The sequence below is a fragment of the Fictibacillus iocasae genome (genome assembly GCF_042665465.1).
Classification (GTDB): Bacteria; Bacillota; Bacilli; order Bacillales; family Fictibacillaceae; genus Fictibacillus; species Fictibacillus iocasae.
Genome location: NZ_JBHTCP010000002.1, coordinates 1 through 18831 on the forward strand (window position 1 = coordinate 1; position 18831 = coordinate 18831).

General features: G+C 45.9%; 15 protein-coding genes. 14 read left to right on the plus strand and 1 reads right to left on the minus strand.

Annotated elements, in window-relative coordinates; genetic code table 11:
- Nucleotides 1-368: 368 nt before the first annotated feature.
- From hemE to ACFQPF_RS00045, 8 genes are all read left to right on the plus strand, one after another.
- A complete protein-coding gene (hemE, locus tag ACFQPF_RS00010) occupies nucleotides 369-1397 on the plus strand; it encodes a uroporphyrinogen decarboxylase (RefSeq protein WP_379745458.1) in 1029 nt (342 codons plus the stop codon).
- A 5-nt stretch (nucleotides 1398-1402) separates the two neighbouring features.
- Complete coding sequence (gene hemH, locus ACFQPF_RS00015) at nucleotides 1403-2344, plus strand: ferrochelatase (protein ID WP_379745461.1); 942 nt, start codon at nucleotides 1403-1405, stop codon at nucleotides 2342-2344.
- Between the two features lie 5 nt (nucleotides 2345-2349).
- Complete coding sequence (hemY, locus tag ACFQPF_RS00020) at nucleotides 2350-3753, plus strand: protoporphyrinogen oxidase (protein ID WP_379744609.1); 1404 nt, start codon at nucleotides 2350-2352, stop codon at nucleotides 3751-3753.
- A gap of 92 nt (nucleotides 3754-3845) precedes the next feature.
- Entirely contained in the window at nucleotides 3846-5117 is a 1272-nt protein-coding gene (locus ACFQPF_RS00025) for an ATP-binding protein (RefSeq protein ID WP_379744612.1), read from the plus strand.
- Nucleotides 5118-5120: 3 nt separating this feature from the next.
- Entirely contained in the window at nucleotides 5121-5687 is a 567-nt protein-coding gene (locus ACFQPF_RS00030; protein ID WP_379744616.1) for a TetR/AcrR family transcriptional regulator, read from the plus strand.
- A 126-nt stretch (nucleotides 5688-5813) separates the two neighbouring features.
- Nucleotides 5814-7946, plus strand: coding sequence for a YhgE/Pip family protein (locus ACFQPF_RS00035; RefSeq protein WP_379744619.1), 2133 nt, complete (start codon nucleotides 5814-5816; stop codon nucleotides 7944-7946).
- 260 nt (nucleotides 7947-8206) lie between these two features.
- Nucleotides 8207-9358 (plus strand): ABC transporter ATP-binding protein, encoded by a 1152-nt coding sequence (locus ACFQPF_RS00040; RefSeq protein ID WP_379744622.1) that lies wholly within the window; start codon nucleotides 8207-8209, stop codon nucleotides 9356-9358.
- Complete coding sequence (locus ACFQPF_RS00045) at nucleotides 9342-10901, plus strand: glycine betaine ABC transporter substrate-binding protein (protein WP_379744625.1); 1560 nt, start codon at nucleotides 9342-9344, stop codon at nucleotides 10899-10901. The genes ACFQPF_RS00040 and ACFQPF_RS00045 overlap by 17 nt, the downstream gene beginning before the upstream one ends.
- Before the next feature lie 79 nt (nucleotides 10902-10980).
- Here ACFQPF_RS00045 and ACFQPF_RS00050 read toward each other — a convergent pair whose 3' ends face one another.
- Entirely contained in the window at nucleotides 10981-11703 is a 723-nt protein-coding gene (locus tag ACFQPF_RS00050; protein ID WP_379744628.1) for an amino acid ABC transporter ATP-binding protein, read from the minus strand.
- A 321-nt stretch (nucleotides 11704-12024) separates the two neighbouring features.
- Here ACFQPF_RS00050 and ACFQPF_RS00055 point away from each other — a divergent pair, with 321 nt between their 5' ends.
- The 6 genes from ACFQPF_RS00055 to lplA all read left to right on the plus strand — a co-directional run bounded on the left by ACFQPF_RS00055 (nucleotide 12025) and on the right by lplA (nucleotide 18592).
- Nucleotides 12025-13011: a LacI family DNA-binding transcriptional regulator gene (locus ACFQPF_RS00055; RefSeq protein ID WP_379744631.1), complete on the plus strand. Its 987-nt coding sequence runs from the start codon at nucleotides 12025-12027 to the stop codon at nucleotides 13009-13011.
- A gap of 58 nt (nucleotides 13012-13069) precedes the next feature.
- A complete protein-coding gene (locus tag ACFQPF_RS00060) occupies nucleotides 13070-14371 on the plus strand; it encodes an ABC transporter substrate-binding protein (RefSeq protein WP_379744634.1) in 1302 nt (433 codons plus the stop codon).
- A 163-nt stretch (nucleotides 14372-14534) separates the two neighbouring features.
- On the plus strand, nucleotides 14535-15866 hold the full coding sequence (locus tag ACFQPF_RS00065) for a carbohydrate ABC transporter permease (RefSeq protein ID WP_379744637.1): 1332 nt from the start codon (nucleotides 14535-14537) through the stop codon (nucleotides 15864-15866).
- 28 nt (nucleotides 15867-15894) lie between these two features.
- Entirely contained in the window at nucleotides 15895-16722 is an 828-nt protein-coding gene (locus ACFQPF_RS00070) for a carbohydrate ABC transporter permease (protein WP_379744640.1), read from the plus strand.
- 118 nt (nucleotides 16723-16840) lie between these two features.
- Nucleotides 16841-17575, plus strand: coding sequence for an MBL fold metallo-hydrolase (locus ACFQPF_RS00075; RefSeq protein ID WP_379744643.1), 735 nt, complete (start codon nucleotides 16841-16843; stop codon nucleotides 17573-17575).
- 27 nt (nucleotides 17576-17602) lie between these two features.
- Nucleotides 17603-18592 carry a lipoate--protein ligase gene (gene lplA, locus ACFQPF_RS00080; protein ID WP_379744646.1) on the plus strand — a complete coding sequence of 330 codons (990 nt, stop codon included), beginning with the start codon at nucleotides 17603-17605 and terminating at the stop codon, nucleotides 18590-18592.
- Nucleotides 18593-18831 lie beyond the last annotated feature (239 nt).

The following is an 18831-nucleotide window of genomic DNA, read 5'->3' on the forward strand; positions in this document are numbered from 1 at the left end:
TAAAAAGCCACGTACTGGAACTGTTTGTGTCATCTTCAGTATAGTCACCGCATTCCCATTTTCATGCGGGGGTTGGGAGAGGACCGCTCATGATAGTTTTTATTTACAATAAGTCACCAATTTCCTCAATTTCTTGAACAATAAAGCGGCAAGGTATACTTTTCTTATGAATTCCCTTACAATGTGTATGGATATTGACTTTTGAGCGTTTTTTGCACTTTAAGAATAGATAACTTTTTAACAGGTTAGGGTCTCGGCGCAGTCAAGAAGTTAACGAACAAAGTATAAGTGCAACTAAGGCTGACCTAAAGGCTTGGTGTCAGCCAAGTTTTCTTTAATAGTGTAGAAAGGTGTGTTTTGTTTTGACAATGAATCAAGAGTTTTTGAAGGCGTGCCGTAAAGAGAAGAATGCGTTTGTACCCGTTTGGTACATGAGACAGGCAGGGCGTTCGCAGCCTGAATACCGTAAGATTAAGGAAAAATATTCGCTGTTCGAGATTACTCATCAGCCAGAGCTTTGTGCTCAAGTAACGAAGCTTCCAGTCGATCAGCACGGGGTTGATGCGGCCATTCTATACAAAGACATCATGTCGCCGATTCCGGCAATGGGCCTTGATGTCGAAATAAAAGCCGGAATTGGCCCGGTCATCGATAAGCCGATCCGCACGAGAGAAGATGTAGAGCGACTCGGCCAGATCACTCCTGAACAGGACGTACCGTATGTGCTGGATACGATTAAGCTTCTCCGCACTCAGCTAGATGTGCCATTGATCACGTTTGGAGGCGCTCCTTTCACACTGGCAAGCTATATGATAGAAGGCGGCCCTTCTCGCGATTATCACAACACGAAAGCGATGATGTACTCTGACCCTGAAACATGGTTCTTGTTAATGGACAAGCTAGGTGACATGACGGTCACTTATGCGAAAGCACAGATCGCTGCCGGTGCACAGGCTTTTCAAATATTTGATTCATGGGTCGGCGCATTGAACGCTGCTGACTATCGAACCTATATCAAGCCGGTCATGCACCGCATTTTCTCTGAGCTGAGAGAAGAAGGGGTGCCGCTTATTTTATATGGAACAGGAGCACGCCACTTGATCATGGAGTGGAACGACCTTCCGATCGATGTCATCGGACTTGATTGGAGAATTTCTCCTCGTGAAGCACGCCAGATGGGTGTGACAAAGGCGCTTCAAGGAAACATTGATCCATCCATCCTGCTCGCACCTTGGGACGTGATTGAGAAGCGTGCGAAAGAAATATTGGATGAAGGAATGGAAGAGCCAGGGTTTATCTTTAACGTAGGAAAGGGAATTTTCCCTCAAGTGGATATTGCTGTATTGAAAAAGCTTACGACGTTTATTCACGAGTACTCATCTAAAAAACTGGGGTGACGATGATGACAAAGAAAAAGACAGGGCTGCTTGTTATGGCGTATGGAACGCCGCGCAGCCTAGATGAAGTAGAGTCGTATTATACGCATATCCGCCGCGGCCGCAAGCCAGCACCAGAACAGCTTGCTGAGCTGACTGAACGATATGAAATGATCGGCGGCATCTCGCCGCTCGCCAAGATTACAGAACAGCAGGCGCAAAAGCTGCAGGACAGGTTGAACGAGATGTTCACAGACCGCGAGTTTAAGAGCTATCTCGGCTTGAAGCATATTGACCCGTTCATCGAGGACGCCGTGCAGCAGATGAAAGAAGACGGCATTACAGAAGCAGTGAGTATCGTGCTTGCTCCTCATTACTCGACGTTCAGCGTCAAGTCCTATAATGGACGCGCAGCTGATGAAACAGCAAAGATTGAAGGACCCTCTATCCTTTCCGTTGAAAGCTGGTATGATGAACCGGGCTATATCACCTATTGGGCGAACGGTATTCGAGATATTTTTAGTGACCTGCCGGAACCAGAAAAGAATGAAACGGTCGTTATTTTTTCTGCGCACAGCCTGCCTGAGAAAATCTTACAAAGCGGTGACCCGTATCCTCAGCAGCTGCAGGAGACAGCCGACCAGATCGCCAAGGAAGCAGGAATCACGAACTATACGATCGGCTGGCAAAGTGCCGGCAACACCCCAGAACCATGGATTGGGCCTGACGTGCAGGATCTGACACGAGATCTATATGAAGAACATGAATATAAACATTTTATTTACTGCCCTGTAGGATTTGTGGCGGATCATTTAGAAGTTCTTTACGATAACGATTATGAGTGCAAAGTGGTGACGGATGAGCTTGGAGTGGCATATCATCGTCCTCCGATGCCGAACACTGAACCGGAATTTATTGATACACTTGCGCAGGTCGTCAAGAAAGCACTAAATAAAGAAGGTAAGTGACAGTGATGGAAGACAGCAGAAAGCATGTCATCATTGCAGGCGGCGGCATAACCGGGTTGACTGCTGCCTTTTTTCTTCAAGAAGAAGCACAAAGAACAGGCAAACAGATCACCTTTACACTTATTGAAGGAAGCAGCCGGCTTGGCGGCAAGATCGAGACATACGAGAAAGACGGATTTGTCATCGAGCGAGGTCCAGATTCGTACCTTGCGCGCAAATCCATCATGACCGAGCTCATTGAAAAAGTCGGACTGAAGGATGATATTGTTCCGAACAACACAGGACAAGCCTATATCCTTCATGAGAATAAGCTTCATCCGATTCCGGAAGGGGCCGTGATGGGCATACCGACTAAGCTCATGCCATTTGTGACGACAGAGCTTTTTTCTTGGCCGGGTAAAATCCGTGCCGGAGCTGATCTTGTTATGCCAAAGCGTAAGAACGTCAACGACGATATCTCTGTCGGTCACTTTTTCAAAAGACGGCTAGGTACGGAAGCAGTCGAACGATTGATTGAACCGCTGCTCTCAGGAATTTATGCTGGTGACATTGATAAGATCAGCCTAAAGGCCACGTTTCCTCAGTTTCATGAAACAGAGAAAAAATCGCGCAGCCTGATTTTAGGGATGAAGAAGTTACAGCCATCTTCATCAAAAACGCACAAAAAAGCAGCGCAGTTCAGGACGTTAAAACATGGGTTGTCTTCGTTTATAGAGGCTTTGGCAAAGTCACTTCCACAAGAGCAGGTCTGGCTGGAGAAAAAAGTAGTGAGTCTAGAAAAAGGGGAAAACGGGAAGCTCCACGCCGAGCTCAATGATGGATCTATTGTAAGCGGTGATGCGGTAATCCTGACTACTCCTTATGCGATTACGAAGACACTCCTTCCTGATCGTGTTCTTCCTGACGCGTTCCACGAAACAACACCGACTTCCGTCGCAACGGTTGCGATGGTTTTTCCAAAGAAAAGCATCAACCTTCAGCACGAAGGGACAGGTTTTGTTGTCGCGCGCAATGAAGACTATACCATAACTGCCTGCACTTGGACGGACCGTAAATGGCCGCACACGGCACCTGAGGATAAAGTGCTCATCCGCTGTTATGTAGGCCGTGCGGATGAGCAGGATATTGTTTTTGAAGAAGACGAAGTAATTTTGAACAAGGTGCTGGCTGATTTGAAGAAATCCATGGGCATCAGTGTGAAGCCAGAGTTCTATCTTGTTTCACGGCTCGTGCAGTCCATGCCTCAGTACGATGTGGGGCATAAGGAAAAGGTAGCAGAACTAAGAGAGAGGCTTGAAAAGCAGCTTCCAGGAGTTCATGTTGCTGGTGCTCCTTATGACGGTGTCGGTCTTCCAGATTGCATTGCTTCAGCAAAAATGATGGTAAACTCCATAGTGGACAAAAGCTGACGGCAAATCTTGTGAGATTTGTCGTTTTTTTGCACGTTTTAGCGAACCATTTTGGTATACTATGTTAGATAAAATGAAAAGGAGGATTGCAAATGAGAACGTTTATTGAGCCACTTTTCGTCAACATCGCCATTATCTTTGCGTTCACTCATTTGCTGAACATGATTTCTCCTTTTCAGACGAACCAAGATTTATCGCTGAAAAATAAAGTGATGTATGGCCTGCTGAGCGGTATAGGGGCATTAGCTTGTATGATCTATCCCATTGAAACGCTGAGAGAATCCTTTTTTGATTTGCGCAACGTGCCTATTCTAATCGTTTCGTTGTATGCTGGCTGGGTGCCAGGTATTATTTGTACGGTCATGGTCATTATTGCCCGCCTGTTCATTGGTGGGGGAGTGGCATGGCTTGGGGTTGTTTTGGCACTGGTTGCCATCATTACCGCACTGTGCTATAGAAACTTTTTTACTGAGCGCAAGAGGAAGAGATGGCAGCCCGCGATCTTCATCGCCGTTGTATATTCACTCTTTTATTCCATGTTCATCTATACGTATCTGGATTTTCTTCCGATGCAATTTTATGTGGTGTATTTCTCGTGTTTTTTTATCGCTTTTTTTTCATGCATTTTTCTTATAGAGCGATTGTTCTCAATTAATATGCAGCTGAAAGAAACGGCTTACTTGGACAAGCTTTCTGTCGCAGGACAAATGGCTGCAGCTATTGCACATGAGGTGCGCAATCCGCTCACTACTGTACGGGGATTGATTCAGTTTCTCGGCAAAGAAACGGAAGATACGAAGCTTAAGGAATTCTCTCCCTTGCTGCTTGATGAACTCGACAGGACGAACAAGATCATCACCGATTATTTAACGATGGTGAAGCCAGCCGATGCCAGGCTCGAGGTGCTGGACATCAACGACATCTTGAGCGATGTTAAGTCTCTTATCTCACCGTATGGATCTATGCATGATGTGGATATAAAATTAGAGCCTATCGGCGACTTCCCGCTCATTGCGGATGCTCAGCAGCTGAAGCAGTGCTTGATCAACCTGATCAAAAACGGCATCGAAGCGATCGAAGGGGAAGGCGTTATTCATATTTACCTTTACAATTCTACAAAGCATGATTTTACGTTTGTCATTGAAGACAACGGCAAAGGGATGTCACATGAGGAACTCGACCAGATTGGTCTGCCTTTTTATACGACTAAATCAAAAGGGACAGGCCTTGGCACGATGATCACGTACCGGCTTATTCAAGAAATGTACGGCAAACTCAAGTATGAGAGCCAGCTGGGGGTAGGGACTCGAGTGCTTATTACATTGCCAGTAGCAGAACAAACGGATTGGAAAGGAGGTGCTTAACGAATGGACAGGAGACAAAGTATTTTAACAGCTGCTGAAAAATCGTTCGCTATGTTTGGCTATAAGGCGACGACAGTTGACCAAATCGCGAAGATTGCTAATGTAGGGAAAGGGACAATCTATACATTCTTTTCGAACAAGGAAGAATTGTTCTATGAAATTGTGAACGGATTGGTCGTTGAGATGAGGCATGTAGCCGAAGGAGCGTTTCGTGAAGAACATTCATTTTACGAAAATCTGCATGCAGCACTAATAGGTGTCCTGGAATTGCGAAGAACACACCAGCTGGCCGTCAAGCTTTCTCAGGAGCTTCGCGAGTTGAACACATCTCCCGTTAAAGCAGCGCTGAGAACGCTAGAAACAGCCGTATTGACATTTGTTTCAAAAGAACTTGAAAAAGCGATCGAAAAAGGCGAAGTTACACCGGTTAGAACCGATGTTGCCTCTTTCCTTATGATGAAAATGTATATTGCCCTTATTTTTGACTGGGAAGAGAACAACGAACCATTGAATGAAAAAGAGATGGCAACGATCTTGGAAACATTTGTGATGAACGGAATCGGAAAATAAGTTTGCAATCCTAACAAAATCATGTTAACTTTATTTTTGACCGAATTTGAATTCTGGTCATTAATTTTACCTAAAAATGACTAAATGACTAATATGGTCAAAATGTAAAGGAAGTGTAAATGTTATATGTGGAAAAGCATAAAAGCGCAGTTTGCGGCTGTAGGCGGCAATAAAAAGATACTGGTTCCTGTATTGGCTGTACTATTCATTCCGGTATTGTACAGCGGCATGTTTCTATGGGCATTCTGGGATCCGTACGACAAGATGGAAGATCTCCCTGTTGCCATCGTGAATGAAGATAAAGGCGCGGAGTACAATGATAAGAATCTTGAAATAGGGGATGACCTCGTTGATAAGCTGAAAGATAATCCGCAGTTTGACTGGAAATTTGTCAATGCGCAAGAAGCGGAAAAAGGAATGGAACAGAATAAATATTATATGACGATTCACATTCCTGAGCATTTTTCAGAAAAAGCAACGACGGTACTGAGCGATGATCCAGAAAAGCTGGATATCACGTATACACCGAACGCGAGTTTTAACTTCTTAGCGGCTCAAATCGGGGGAACAGCCGTCGATCGAATCAAAGAAAGTCTGGCGAATGAATTAACGAAGACCTATTCAAAATCGATGTTTGAGAACGTAGACACTCTTGGAAGCGGGCTTGAGAAAGCAGCTGAAGGTGCAGATAAGCTTCATGACGGCATCAAGCAGGCTGAAGATGGAACGGGCAAGCTGCTTAGTGGCATGAAGGAAAAATCACCTTCTCTTCAAAAGCTTGAGGACGGATCTGTTTCTTTAGCAAAAGGAACTAACGATTTAAACAGCGGTCTGAGCCAGCTGCTTGACGGCCATAACAAAATTGTAAACGGCCAGCAGCAGGCTGCAGATGGAGCAGCTCAGTTAACAGCAGGACTCAAAAAATCCGCGGCAGGTGCCGAATCGATTAACACCAACTCACAAAAGCTTGCCGACGGATCAGCGAAGCTGGCAGAAGGTGCAGGGACGTTGTCTGCCAAAACAGCAGAATGGAAAAAAGGGGCAGATACGGTTGCTCAAGGTTCAAAAGGGATCGAAAATGGCCTTAGCCAGCTGATCGCCAACAGCGATAAAATGACAGACGAACAAATGAAGCAGCAGCTTCAAAAACTTTATGGCGCGAGCCAGCAGGTGAACGGAGGGTTCAGCCAGCTTACAGACGGTGCGTCACAAATAAGCGGCGGTGCCGAGCAGATTTCAACTAACAGTCAAACAATCAGTGCTGGTCAGGCGAAGCTCGCTGAAGGTGCTGGAGCACTGTCAGCAGGGCAGCAGCAGCTCGTTCAAGGAGCTGAAAAACTGTCCAAAGCGGAGCAGCAGCTAGCAGCTGGAACACAAACATTCCATGAAAAACTTGGAGAAGCGCAGGCAGGCTCTTCAAAGTTAGCGGAAGGAATGAACGACCTTCAAGGCGGAACCGCGTCGCTAAACTCAGGCTGGACTGAAGTGACGGGCTATGTACAAAAAATTCAAGACGGCCAGGTGAAGCTGGATGAAGGCAGCCAGGAGCTTGCAGGCAAGCTTGGCGAAGCAGCTGAAAAAACGGGAGAAGTAAAAGGAAAAGAAAGCACGTATGATATGTTCGCTTCCCCTGTAGATGTTAAAACAGAAAACGAATCCGACGTTCCGAACTATGGTACTGGATTTGCGCCATATTTCCTTTCGCTCGGTCTCTTTGTTGGAGCGTTGCTTCTTTCTATCGTGTTCCCGCTGCGTGATCCCGCGGGTTCACCGAAGTCAGCGTTCAGCTGGTTCGGAAGCAAAGTGGTTTTCCTTGGGGCGGTTGGTATTGTACAGGCACTGATTGCAGATGCTATTCTGTTGTTCGGACTTGGCATTGAACCGGCGAGTACGGTAAAGTTTGTCCTCTTCAGCATTTTGACAAGCTTTACGTATCTGGCATTGATTCAGTTCTTTGTAACCGTAATGGGAGATCCAGGACGTTTTGTCGCCATCATCATCCTGATCTTGCAGCTCACAACGAGTGCCGGGACGTTCCCGCTTGAGCTGATTCCAAATGCTCTGCAGCCAATTAGTTTTGTGCTGCCAATGACCTTTACGGTTGCCGGTTTTAAAGCAGCCATCTCAAGCGGTGATTACAGCTATCTTTGGGATAACAGCTTGATCTTGATCGGATTTACAGTGATGTTCTTAATCGGAACGTATCTGTATTTCGCATGGCAGTTTAAGAAATCGAAAAACACAGAAGCAGCTGTGTAACATCATCATTTATTTGAGAATCGCCTCCCCAGAAGTTTGCTGGGGAGGCTTTTTAGCGATTTTATTAAAAATTTGTGAAGTGATTAGGACGTTCTTTTCTATGCAGCATAGGCTCGTATACATATTTATTTAAAATGAAGATGAAAATAAGACAGGATATTCCAAGTTTGCAAGCAAGCTAGCAAGGGAATGAGTAAGTATCAATCCTCCAATGTGCAGGCAAACAGCATAGGAAAATACGAATAAGGGAGGAAGAGGATATGATAACATTTAAAAATGTCGGAAAGAAATATCCCGACGGATTTGAAGCGCTCAAAGATATAAACTTTGACATAAAAGAAGGGGAACTTGTTGCCCTGATCGGCCCTTCTGGCTGCGGCAAGACAACCACGATGAGAATGATCAACCGTCTGATTGAACCGACTTCAGGAACGATACTTATAAATGGTGAGGATATTGCCGAGCAGAACCCTGTTGAGCTGCGCCGCAGCATAGGCTATGTAATTCAGCAGATCGGGTTATTGCCTCATCTGACGATCGCTGAGAATATTGCTATTGTTCCCAAACTCAAAGGATGGGAAAAGGAGCGTTATGAAACTAGAGTAGACGAACTGCTTGAACTAGTCGGTCTGGATCCGAAAACGTTTAAAGACCGGTATCCTGCAGAATTGAGCGGCGGACAGCAGCAGCGTGTAGGAGTTGTGCGGGCACTTGCAGCCGAGCCTCCGATTATCTTAATGGATGAGCCTTTCTCCGCGCTCGACCCAATCAGCCGCGAGCAGCTTCAGGACGAACTCGTAAAGCTTCAAGAATCGATTAAAAAGACCATTGTTTTCGTTACACACGATATGGATGAGGCGATAAAAATTGCCGACCGCATTGCCATCATGCAAGGTGGAGAAATCGTTCAGCTTGACACGCCTGAAAGAATTTTAAGGCATCCTGCCAACGAGTTCGTCAAAGGGTTTATTGGCGAAAATCGACTGAACGCTAACGATGCCGTGCTAGACGCAACGGATCTTATGAGGCGCAATCCCGTCACAGCCAAACCTACCAGAGGACTGGCAGAAGCGCTTAAGATGATGAAACGTTATGGCGTAGACAGCCTTCTTGTGACTGACCAGCAGAGCAGGCTTCTAGGCGTAACGACACTTGAACGCTTGGAAAGACATTATTTTGAAGAAGATAAAACGATAGCAGACTTAATGGAGACAGATATTATTACGGTTTCATCCGATACCGCCTATACCGACGTGGCGGAGATTTTCGCAACCAAGAAAGTGAACGCCATACCTGTACTTGAAAACGAAAAACTCGTCGGTTTAATCACAAGGGCGACCATGATGCGGGGTCTTGCCGGCATGAATATTGGCGCGCAAAAACCCTTAGTAGGGGGTGCTGGCATTGAATAACTTCTGGATGACTATGAAGGATACCTTCATCAACCGCTGGCCAGAAATTCTGACAGGGCTACAGCAGCATTTGTTTCTATCGCTTGTATCCATTCTCATCGCTGCATTGATCGCTGTGCCGCTTGGCATTTTTATTTCTCGCAGAAAAAGTGTGGCTGAACCTGTGATAGGTGTGACCGCTGTTTTTCAAACAATACCGAGTCTCGCTCTCTTTGGTTTTCTTCTTCCTGTATTCGGCATAGGAAATACGACTGCGATCATCGCACTGACGGTGTACGCGCTCCTTCCTATTTTAAGAAACACATATACAGGAATAACGGGCGTTGATTCATCTGCAGTAGAAGCAGGGCGAGGGATGGGTATGACCAACTCGCAAATTCTAAGAATTATTGAGCTTCCGCTTGCGTTGCCAATTATTATGGCAGGACTTAGAACGGCAACTGTTTTAACAATCGGAGTCGCGACACTTGCTGCCTTTATTGGAGCAGGAGGTCTTGGAGACTTGATTTACCGCGGGCTCTCGACAACACGCAACGAGCTCGTTCTTGCCGGTGCGATTCCTGCAGCATTGCTTGCGATCGTTTTTGACCTCATTTTGAGACAAATTGAAGTAGCAACTGAGCCAAGGGCGAAAAAAAAATCCGCTTGGAAGCTGCCGTTATTCGTGGGATTGCCTATAGTGGCAGCGGTGCTTTTCTTTACACTTAGAGGAGGCGCAGGCGATGATGCGATCGTTATTTCGGGTAAAAAGTGGACAGAGCAATATATCCTGCCTTACATCATTTCTGAGTATGTAGAAGCAAAAACTGATTACCCCGTTACCGTGAAAGAAGGGATTGGGGAGGTGCCGATCCTGACAGAAGCGATCAAAAAAGGTGATATTGACCTTTATGTCGAGTACACCGGTACGGGTTATTTAACGATATTAAAAGAAACATATGACCCTAGCATGAAGCCGGACGAAATTTACGAAAAAGTAAAAGCTGGTTATAAGAAGGAGTACAATCTAGTGTGGACGAAGCCTCTAGGTTTTGAAAACACCTACGCTCTTGCACTGAACCCAGCCGTCGGCAAGAAAATGAACGCGAAGACGATCTCTGAGCTTGCACCAAAATCAAATCAGCTGACGTTCGGCGGACCGACAGAGTTTTATGAGCGTGAAGATGGATATACGCCATTTGTGGAAAAATACAGCCTGAACTTTAAGGACAAGAAGAGCCTAGATCCTAACTTAATGTATTCGGCTGTTAAGGATGGAAAGGTTGATGCGATTCCAGCCTACACAACAGACGGACGAATTGTCCGCTTTAACCTGCAGACGCTTAAGGATGATAAGAAATTCTTCCCGCCTTATTATGCGGCTCCGATTGTAAGGGGCGATACGCTGAAAAAGTACCCGAAGCTGGAGAAGGTATTGAATGAGCTTGGCGGGAAAATTTCAGAAAAGGAAATGGCGGAAATGAACGCCAGAGTCGATCTAGATAAAGAGGATCCGCGTAAGGTTGCGCAGGATTTCCTAAAAAAGAAGGGACTTATAAAATAAATGAAGGGGTCCGGTACCAACCAAGAGAAAAGCCGCTATAGCGGGCATCTCCTCTTGAGGTACCGGACCCCTGACTTGTTTAAAGGACCTTGCTAAGAAACGATTTTGTGCGTTCGTGCTGCGGGTTGCCAAAAAGCTCCGATGGAACGTTTTCTTCAACGATGTACCCGCCGTCCATAAAGAATACGCGGTCTCCAACCTCACGCGCAAAGCCCATTTCGTGTGTAACAACCACCATAGTCATGCCTTCTTTTGCGAGCTGTTTCATAACCTCGAGCACCTCACCTACCATCTCTGGGTCAAGTGCACTCGTTGGTTCATCGAATAGCATAATTTTAGGATCCATCGCCAAGGCGCGGGCGATGGCTACCCGCTGTTTTTGGCCGCCTGACAGCTGGGAAGGGTAGCTGTCAGCCTTATCCTTCAGACCTACTTTAGCAAGAAGCGATAGCGCTTTTTCGCGTGCCGCACTCTTCTCCATGCCGCGGACTTGAGTGGGTGCGAGCGTCACGTTTTCAAGCACTGTTTTGTGCGGAAACAGGTTGAACTGCTGAAACACCATCCCTACGTCTTCACGTACTTTGTTTATGTTCACTTTAGGATCGGTTAAGTCCACGCCTTCAATAAGTACATGACCTCCGGTAATATCTTCTAATTTGTTCAGACAGCGTAGAAACGTACTTTTTCCAGAACCGGATGGACCGATCACACAGACTACCTCTTTGTGTTTAATTTCGGCATTGATATCCTTTAGAACCTCTAATTCGCCAAACGCTTTTTTTAAGTTTTTCACAGTAATCATTCCGTGGTGCTCCTTTCTTGCTCAATAAACAAGTACCTTTTTAACATAATAGAAGTTAGACGAAATCAAATAGTTTAGAAAAAAAGTATAAGGGCAACTAAGGCTGAATTAAAGCCATGGCGTCAGCCAAGTTTTCTTTTTAACTATACAACAGTTTTCGCTTTATTTTGCTGTAATTCCTTCAGTTATTCAGTTTAAATTTTCAGAAAAAAGATTTGACCAAACAGCGGGCGCTGGATTATACTCGATTTATGAAAACGATTTCATGAATTCGATTCCACAAAAAGTTTCACAGGTGAAACACGGCAGAGGAGACGTAGAATGGCGACCATTCAGGATGTGGCAAAGCTAGCCGGCTTGTCAAGAACGACCGTATCACGGGTCATCAACGATCACCCATACGTAGCAGAGGAAAAGAAAAGGCTCGTCACCAAAGCGATGGAAGAGCTGAACTATGTTCCGAATTCTTCTGCACAAAGGCTGAGGAAACAAGCGACGGAGACAATCGCAGTGTATGTTCCGCGCATCACCAACCCTTTTTTCAGCCAACTTGTCGAATCGATGGAAAATGCCGCCGCTCAAAAAGGATACCAGCTTATTTTATGCCAAACAAGGTACAAGAAAAAGCAGGAGCTCTTTTACCTTGAGCTGCTCCGCACAAAGCAAGTCGATGGCCTTGTACTCACTTCTATTGAAAACAATTGGGATGACATCAAGCCTTACCTAGCCTACGGGCCGATTGTACTCTGCAATGAATACAGTGATGAGGCTGAGGTGCCGGTCATTCATTTGGATCAAGTAGAAGGCGGATACATAGGGACGAAGCACTTAATCAGCCAAGGGTACAAAAGAATCGGCTATTGTTCGGGTAACCATAAAAGCTCTCGTGTGGCTGGCGACAGACGAATCGGATATTTAAAGGCGATGAAAGAAGCAGGTTTGCCGGTGTATCCTGAATGGTATTATGACAGCGCTTACAGCGTAAGTGACGGCATGAGGATTTTCTCAATCATTGAAAGCCAGGACAATAAGCCTGATTCCGTCTTCACTGGGAGTGATGAGGTAGCGGCAGGCATCGCGAAGGCAGCGAAAAAGGCAGGCTGGCGGGTGCCCGACGATCTGGCCATTATCGGGTTTGATAATCAGCCGCTCGCTGAACTGATGGATCTGACCACTGTTGAGCAGCCGATTGATACCATTGGCAGGCTGGCTATGGAAAAGATGATTGAAGAGATTCTAAGCAAGCGGCCGCAGCGCAGGAAGAGAACGGAATTACCGCTAAAGATCATTCAGCGCTCCTCAACGTAAAGGAAACGTATCGATAATTGAAACCGTTTACAAAAATCAGAGTAGCAGGGGGATAACCATGAAACAGTTAAAAAAGATGTCTAAAGTAATCAGTGCATCACTTGCGCTTTCTCTTGTTCTTGCGGCTTGTTCAGATGATAAAAGTGAAACAGGAGGGACAAAGGAAGGCGGAAAAGATGAAAAGGTGAAGATCGTCTACGCACGCGGTAAGGACGATACACAAGGAACAAAAGCGATGGTTGAAGCGTTCGAAAAGAAGTATCCGAACATTGATGTCGAGTTCAAGGAGATGCCTGCTGATACAGGCAAGCAGCATGCCCAGTACTTGACGTCGTTCAACGCAAACTCAACGGAAATGGACGTCATCGACCTTGATGTTATCTGGCCGGCGGAGTTTGCTCAGGCGGGCTATCTTATGCCGCTTGATCGTTTCATTGAGAAAGACGGCGTAAAGCTTGATGAATACAACCAAGGAGCCCTTTCTGCTTCGAAATTTAAAGGCAAGCAGTGGGCACTTCCGAAGTTCATTGATGCAGGGATGCTTTTCTACCGCACCGATCTAGTAGACAGCGCGAAAGTGCCGAAAACATGGGATGAACTGTTAGCGACAGCGAAAGCTTCAAAGGGGCAAGGCGGCACAGAGTTCGGCTACTTGATGCAGGCGAAGCAATATGAAGGGCTTGTGTGTAACGCAGTTGAATTTATCGCCTCTTACGGTGGTAAGATTATCGACGAGAACGGCGAAGTCAAGGTGAACTCTCCTGAATCGGTTAAAGGGATCAAAAAGATGGTGGAGATCGCGAACTCTGACGTGGTACCTGCAAACGTGACAACTTTTGCTGAGCCAGAATCTCACACAGCGTTCATTAACGGACAGTCTGCTCTTATCCGCAACTGGCCATATCAGTTCGCCCTTGCTAACGACAAATCACAGTCCAAAATTGTCGGCAAGGTAGGCGTAGCACCACTTCCTGCTGGTGATGCGGGATCGGCTGCGGCACTAGGCGGCTGGATGGCAGGAATCAACAAGAACACGAAGCACCCGGAAGAAGCTTGGACTTTCTTGAAATTCATGACAGGTGCTGAAGGGCAGAAAATTGATGCGATCAAAGGCGGACATGCGCCGACACTTTTGGCTCTTTATGAGGACGAAGAAATTCTAGAAGCAAACCCGTACTTTAAAGAAGAAGGCTTTGTAAACGCACTTGAAGCAGCGGTTTCCCGTCCGGTCGCACCGAACTATCCGGAAATCTCTGATATCATCCAGCAGCAGATTTCAAAGGCGATCGCTGGTGACATTACTGCAGAAGAAGCAGCAGAAAACATGCAAAAAGAAATTTCTTCTAAGCTTGTAAAGTAATAGAACAAACTTGATTGCTGCATAAGCCTTCATTTTTAACCGAATGAGGGCTTATGACGCTTATGCTATGGTATCGATTCCACACCTATTATGAATGCAATGGATGGATGAACACATGCGCCCATCCATCGATTGCATTCCATTAAGTAAGGAGATGAAGAAGATGGATCCGCAACTTTCAGACAAGAGAGTACAATCTGAGACGGCGAAGAAGAAAAAGAAAAAACATAGTGAAAGCCAAGCGGGTTATTTGCTCGTCACGCCTGCTCTCCTTTTAATTCTAGCGATTGCGATATGGCCGGTTCTGCAGTCATTTTATTACAGCATGTTTGACTTGAAATTAAACAATCCGCAAAAGAATGCGGCACATATCTCCTATCAAGTCGATCTGCATAAATACTTGGATAACTATCCGTTTCTCATCAACTTGCTCGATGAGGAAATAGAGGACGCGCCTGCAGACTCACAAACAAAGCTTGAAACGCTGAAAAAGGAGCTGCAAGAAGCAGATAAAGAATTGAAACAGGACGATGGCGTACGCGAAAAATATGAGCAAGTCGACAAGCTGCTCATGGTCATGAAACCGGTCGACGAGGAGCTCGCTAAAGCGGAAATTGATAAAGAAGCCGCCTTGAAGCTTGAAAAGACAATCAAAGATATAAACGTGCAGGCTAAGGAGATCAAAGGACTTAAAAACGAAGAAGATGTCCTTGGACTTGCGTCATCACTGGATGAAGCCGTCCTCAAGCCAAACTTCATCGGCCTTGATCATTACACAGACAAGCTTTCTGATAAACGGATGTGGCTCGCATTGAAGAACACGACGATTTTCAGTGTGATATCTGTATTCGTAGAGCTCGTCCTCGGTCTTTGCATCGCCCTATTGATTAACAAAGCGTTTTTCGGCAGAGGACTCGTTCGTGCAACGATTTTGATTCCATGGGCGATTCCAACCGCCGTGTCTGCCCTTATGTGGAAATACCTTTATGACGGACAGAATGGGATCGTTGCTAAGCTGTTCGAACAAGTCGGACTGATCGACAACATGACGGACCTGTTAACGAGCGGTAATTGGGCGATGTTTTCGGTCGTTTTCGCAGACGTTTGGAAGACCACACCATATATGGCGCTCCTGCTGCTCGCAGGGCTCCAGACGATCCCTTCATCACTATATGAAGCCGCATCGATTGACGGCGCGACCAAATGGAAGCAGTTTACGACGATCACGCTGCCGCTTCTGAAATCCAGCATTCTCGTTGCGCTGCTGTTCCGTACACTCGATGCGTTCCGAGTGTTTGACCTCGTATTCGTCCTTACGGGGGGCGGCCCGGCAAGCTCGACAGAAACGATCTCTTCACTAGCGTATAAAGTAATGTTCGAACAGTCCAACTTTGGAGATGGGTCCGCACTTTCCGTTATTGTCTTTATCTGTGTGGCCATGATCTCCATGATCTTTATAAAATTTTTAGGCCGTGATCTGCTTAACGACAAATAATGAGAAACGTGCAAAGGAGTGAAGCAAAATGAACAAAAAAGCCGGTCCATTCTTTTATCTATTTCTTGCGGTGTTCGTCTTTCTCGTCATGTTCCCGTTTCTTTGGATGCTCGCGAGCTCCATCAAGCCGATCGGGGAACTGTTCGGGGCACATGCATTCAACCCGTTCACGTCGAATCCGACACTTTCCAACTATGAGTCTGTTTTCACGAACTATCCTTTTGGCAAGTATTTATGGAATAGCTTTGTCGTAGCGAGCATTACGACAATCTATACAGTCTTTGTTGCCTCGTTCGCGGCATACGCGATCGCACGATTAAAGTTTAAAGGGAAAACCATCATTCTCGGTCTGGTACTTTCGGTTTCGATGTTCCCGCAGATCGCGACCATCTCGCCGATTTACATTTTCCTGAAGAATCTTGGGCTGACAAACAGCTACTTGGGGCTCATCATCCCGTATACAACGTTTACATTGCCATTGTCGATCTGGATTCTAGTTACGTTCTTCCGCAAGATTCCAAGTGACCTGGAAGAGGCGGCAAAAATGGACGGAGCGACGCTCATGCAGACATTCTGGCGTGTCATCTTTCCACTAGCCGTGCCCGGTATCTTCACAACCGCGATTCTCGTCTTTATCGCCGCATGGAACGAGTTTCTGTTCGCGCTCACGATAAACACGGATGATGCGTACAAAACCGTCCCTGTCGGAATCGCGATGTTCGAAGGCCAGTTCACGATTCCATGGGGAGAGATTACCGCAGCCACCGTTATCGTGACCGTACCGCTCGTCATCATGGTATTGCTGTTTCAGAGAAGGATTGTATCTGGACTTACAAGCGGGGCAGTGAAAGAATAGTTGATGAAAGGCTTGTCTGGCTGACTGCTAGGCAAGTTTTTTTCAATGCATAAATATTTTTTCTATTTGTCCATTTCGGGTACACTGTAACCAGAACGACTAAGGAGGCGCATTTCCTATGAAACTAACCGTCATCGGCCATTGGGGAGGCTATCCAGCAGCCGGAGAAGCAACAAGTGGCTACTTGCTGCAAAAAGACGGCTTTAACCTGCTTATCGACTGCGGCAGCGGCGTACTGTCACAGCTGCAGAAATACATTAATCCGCAAGAGCTGAATGCGGTAATCCTCTCACACTATCACGCGGATCATGTTGCCGATATCGGCGTGCTGCAGTACTGCCGCTATATTCAAAGCTTCTTAACAGAAAACATGTCAGTCCTGCCGATTTACGGACATGCAGAGGACAAGAGAGGCTTCGACAAGCTCACGTACCAGCAGAGCACGAAAGGCATCGCATATGATCCAGAAGCCGCTTTAATTGTCGGACCTTTCACCATCACGTTCCAGAAAACGAAGCATGCAGCGGTCTGCTATGCCATGCGTATCAGTGATGGGGAAACTTCGATAGTGTACACCGCAGACACCGCATACATACCAGAATTAGCTCATTTCAGCAGTGGTGCAGAACTTTTATTCGCCGAGTGCAACTTCTACAAAGGGATGGATGGAAGCGGTCCGGGACACATGAATTCCATCGATTGCGGAACGTTGGCATCAGAATCCGGTGTGCCTCATCTTCTATTGACACATCTTGCTCATTTTGGAGAAAACAAGAATCTTGTCACAGAGGCGAAAGAGGTGTATAACGGTAAAGTGGAGCTTGCACGGTCCGGCTGGACTTGGGGGCTTTGACTAGGGGAGAAAAAGGAGAAGTAACACATGCTTTTTATAGATAATGAGAACATTACCGATCCGCGGGTTAACCTCGCCATAGAGGAATTCGCGCTCAAGCATCTTGATATCAATGAAACGTACCTGCTTTTTTACATTAACGAACCTTCTATTATTATTGGCAAAAATCAAAACACAATTGAAGAAATTAATTCAGAGTATGTGCGTGAAAACGCGATTCACGTTGTACGCAGGCTTTCCGGCGGAGGCGCGGTGTACCATGATCACGGCAATCTGAACTTCAGCTTTATTACGAAAGACGACGGAAACTCGTTTCATGATTTCAAAAAGTTTACGGATCCTGTCGTAAAGGCACTAGAAAAGCTAGGCGTTAAAGCAGAACTCAGCGGCCGTAACGATATTTTAGCTGAAGGCAAGAAAATCTCCGGCAATGCACAGTTCTCTACAAAGGGGCGCATGTTCAGCCATGGAACACTGCTGTTTGATTCGGAAATTGAGAATGTCGTGAGCGCATTGAAAGTCCGCCAAGACAAGATCGAGTCCAAAGGCATTAAATCCATTCGCAGCCGTGTGACGAACATACGGGAGCATCTTTCAGAAGACTTAGAGATGGAAGAATTCAAGCAGATTCTTCTTCACTATTTGTTTGAAGAGTTTGAAGAGATTCCTCGATATGAACTGACAGAAAGCGATTGGGAGAAAATCCGCGAGATTTCAAGAGACCGCTATGCGAATTGGGACTGGAACTACGGAAAGTCACCGAAATTTAATGTGGAGCTGTCTAACCGTTTTGCAGCAGGATCAGTCGATATCCGTCTTCACATTGAAAAAGGGATTATTCGTGAATGCAAGATTTACGGCGACTTTTTCGGAGTCGGCGATGTGGCTGAAATCGAAGAAAAGCTCGTCAACACACGATACGAACGAAATGATATCGAAAAAGCACTCGAGCAAGTGGACCTGACGCAGTATTTTGGCAACGTATCGCGTGATGAGTTCCTTGATCTTCTATATTAACAGTAACAAGAATCCTTTCGGGGGTTCTTTTTTTATACTTTAGGAAAGTATAACTTTTTAACAGTGAAGTCATTCGACGCAGTCGAAAAGTTTAGGAGAAAAGTGTAAGGGCAACTAAGGCTGACTTAAAGGCATGGTGTCAGACAAGTTTTCTTAATGCTTACCTAATAGTTAAGAGGAGATTTGAACACATTGACTTTTCTATCTATTTTTTATATTCTAAAAACAATATCACAGAA

What these genes read in the sequence shown, in the direction of transcription:
- ACFQPF_RS00055 (WP_379744631.1), top strand. Translation starts at nt 12,025, where the DNA reads ATGGCGACCATTCAGGATGTGGCAAAGCTAGCCGGCTTGTCAAGAACG.
- ACFQPF_RS00070 (WP_379744640.1), top strand. Translation starts at nt 15,895, where the DNA reads ATGAACAAAAAAGCCGGTCCATTCTTTTATCTATTTCTTGCGGTGTTC.
- hemH (WP_379745461.1), top strand. Translation starts at nt 1,403, where the DNA reads ATGACAAAGAAAAAGACAGGGCTGCTTGTTATGGCGTATGGAACGCCG.
- hemY (WP_379744609.1), top strand. Translation starts at nt 2,350, where the DNA reads ATGGAAGACAGCAGAAAGCATGTCATCATTGCAGGCGGCGGCATAACC.
- hemE (WP_379745458.1), top strand. Translation starts at nt 369, where the DNA reads ATGAATCAAGAGTTTTTGAAGGCGTGCCGTAAAGAGAAGAATGCGTTT.
- ACFQPF_RS00075 (WP_379744643.1), top strand. Translation starts at nt 16,841, where the DNA reads ATGAAACTAACCGTCATCGGCCATTGGGGAGGCTATCCAGCAGCCGGA.
- ACFQPF_RS00040 (WP_379744622.1), top strand. Translation starts at nt 8,207, where the DNA reads ATGATAACATTTAAAAATGTCGGAAAGAAATATCCCGACGGATTTGAA.
- ACFQPF_RS00035 (WP_379744619.1), top strand. Translation starts at nt 5,814, where the DNA reads ATGTGGAAAAGCATAAAAGCGCAGTTTGCGGCTGTAGGCGGCAATAAA.
- ACFQPF_RS00060 (WP_379744634.1), top strand. Translation starts at nt 13,070, where the DNA reads ATGAAACAGTTAAAAAAGATGTCTAAAGTAATCAGTGCATCACTTGCG.
- ACFQPF_RS00065 (WP_379744637.1), top strand. Translation starts at nt 14,535, where the DNA reads ATGGATCCGCAACTTTCAGACAAGAGAGTACAATCTGAGACGGCGAAG.
- ACFQPF_RS00030 (WP_379744616.1), top strand. Translation starts at nt 5,121, where the DNA reads ATGGACAGGAGACAAAGTATTTTAACAGCTGCTGAAAAATCGTTCGCT.
- ACFQPF_RS00050 (WP_379744628.1), bottom strand. Translation starts at nt 11,703, where the DNA reads ATGATTACTGTGAAAAACTTAAAAAAAGCGTTTGGCGAATTAGAGGTT.
- lplA (WP_379744646.1), top strand. Translation starts at nt 17,603, where the DNA reads ATGCTTTTTATAGATAATGAGAACATTACCGATCCGCGGGTTAACCTC.
- ACFQPF_RS00025 (WP_379744612.1), top strand. Translation starts at nt 3,846, where the DNA reads ATGAGAACGTTTATTGAGCCACTTTTCGTCAACATCGCCATTATCTTT.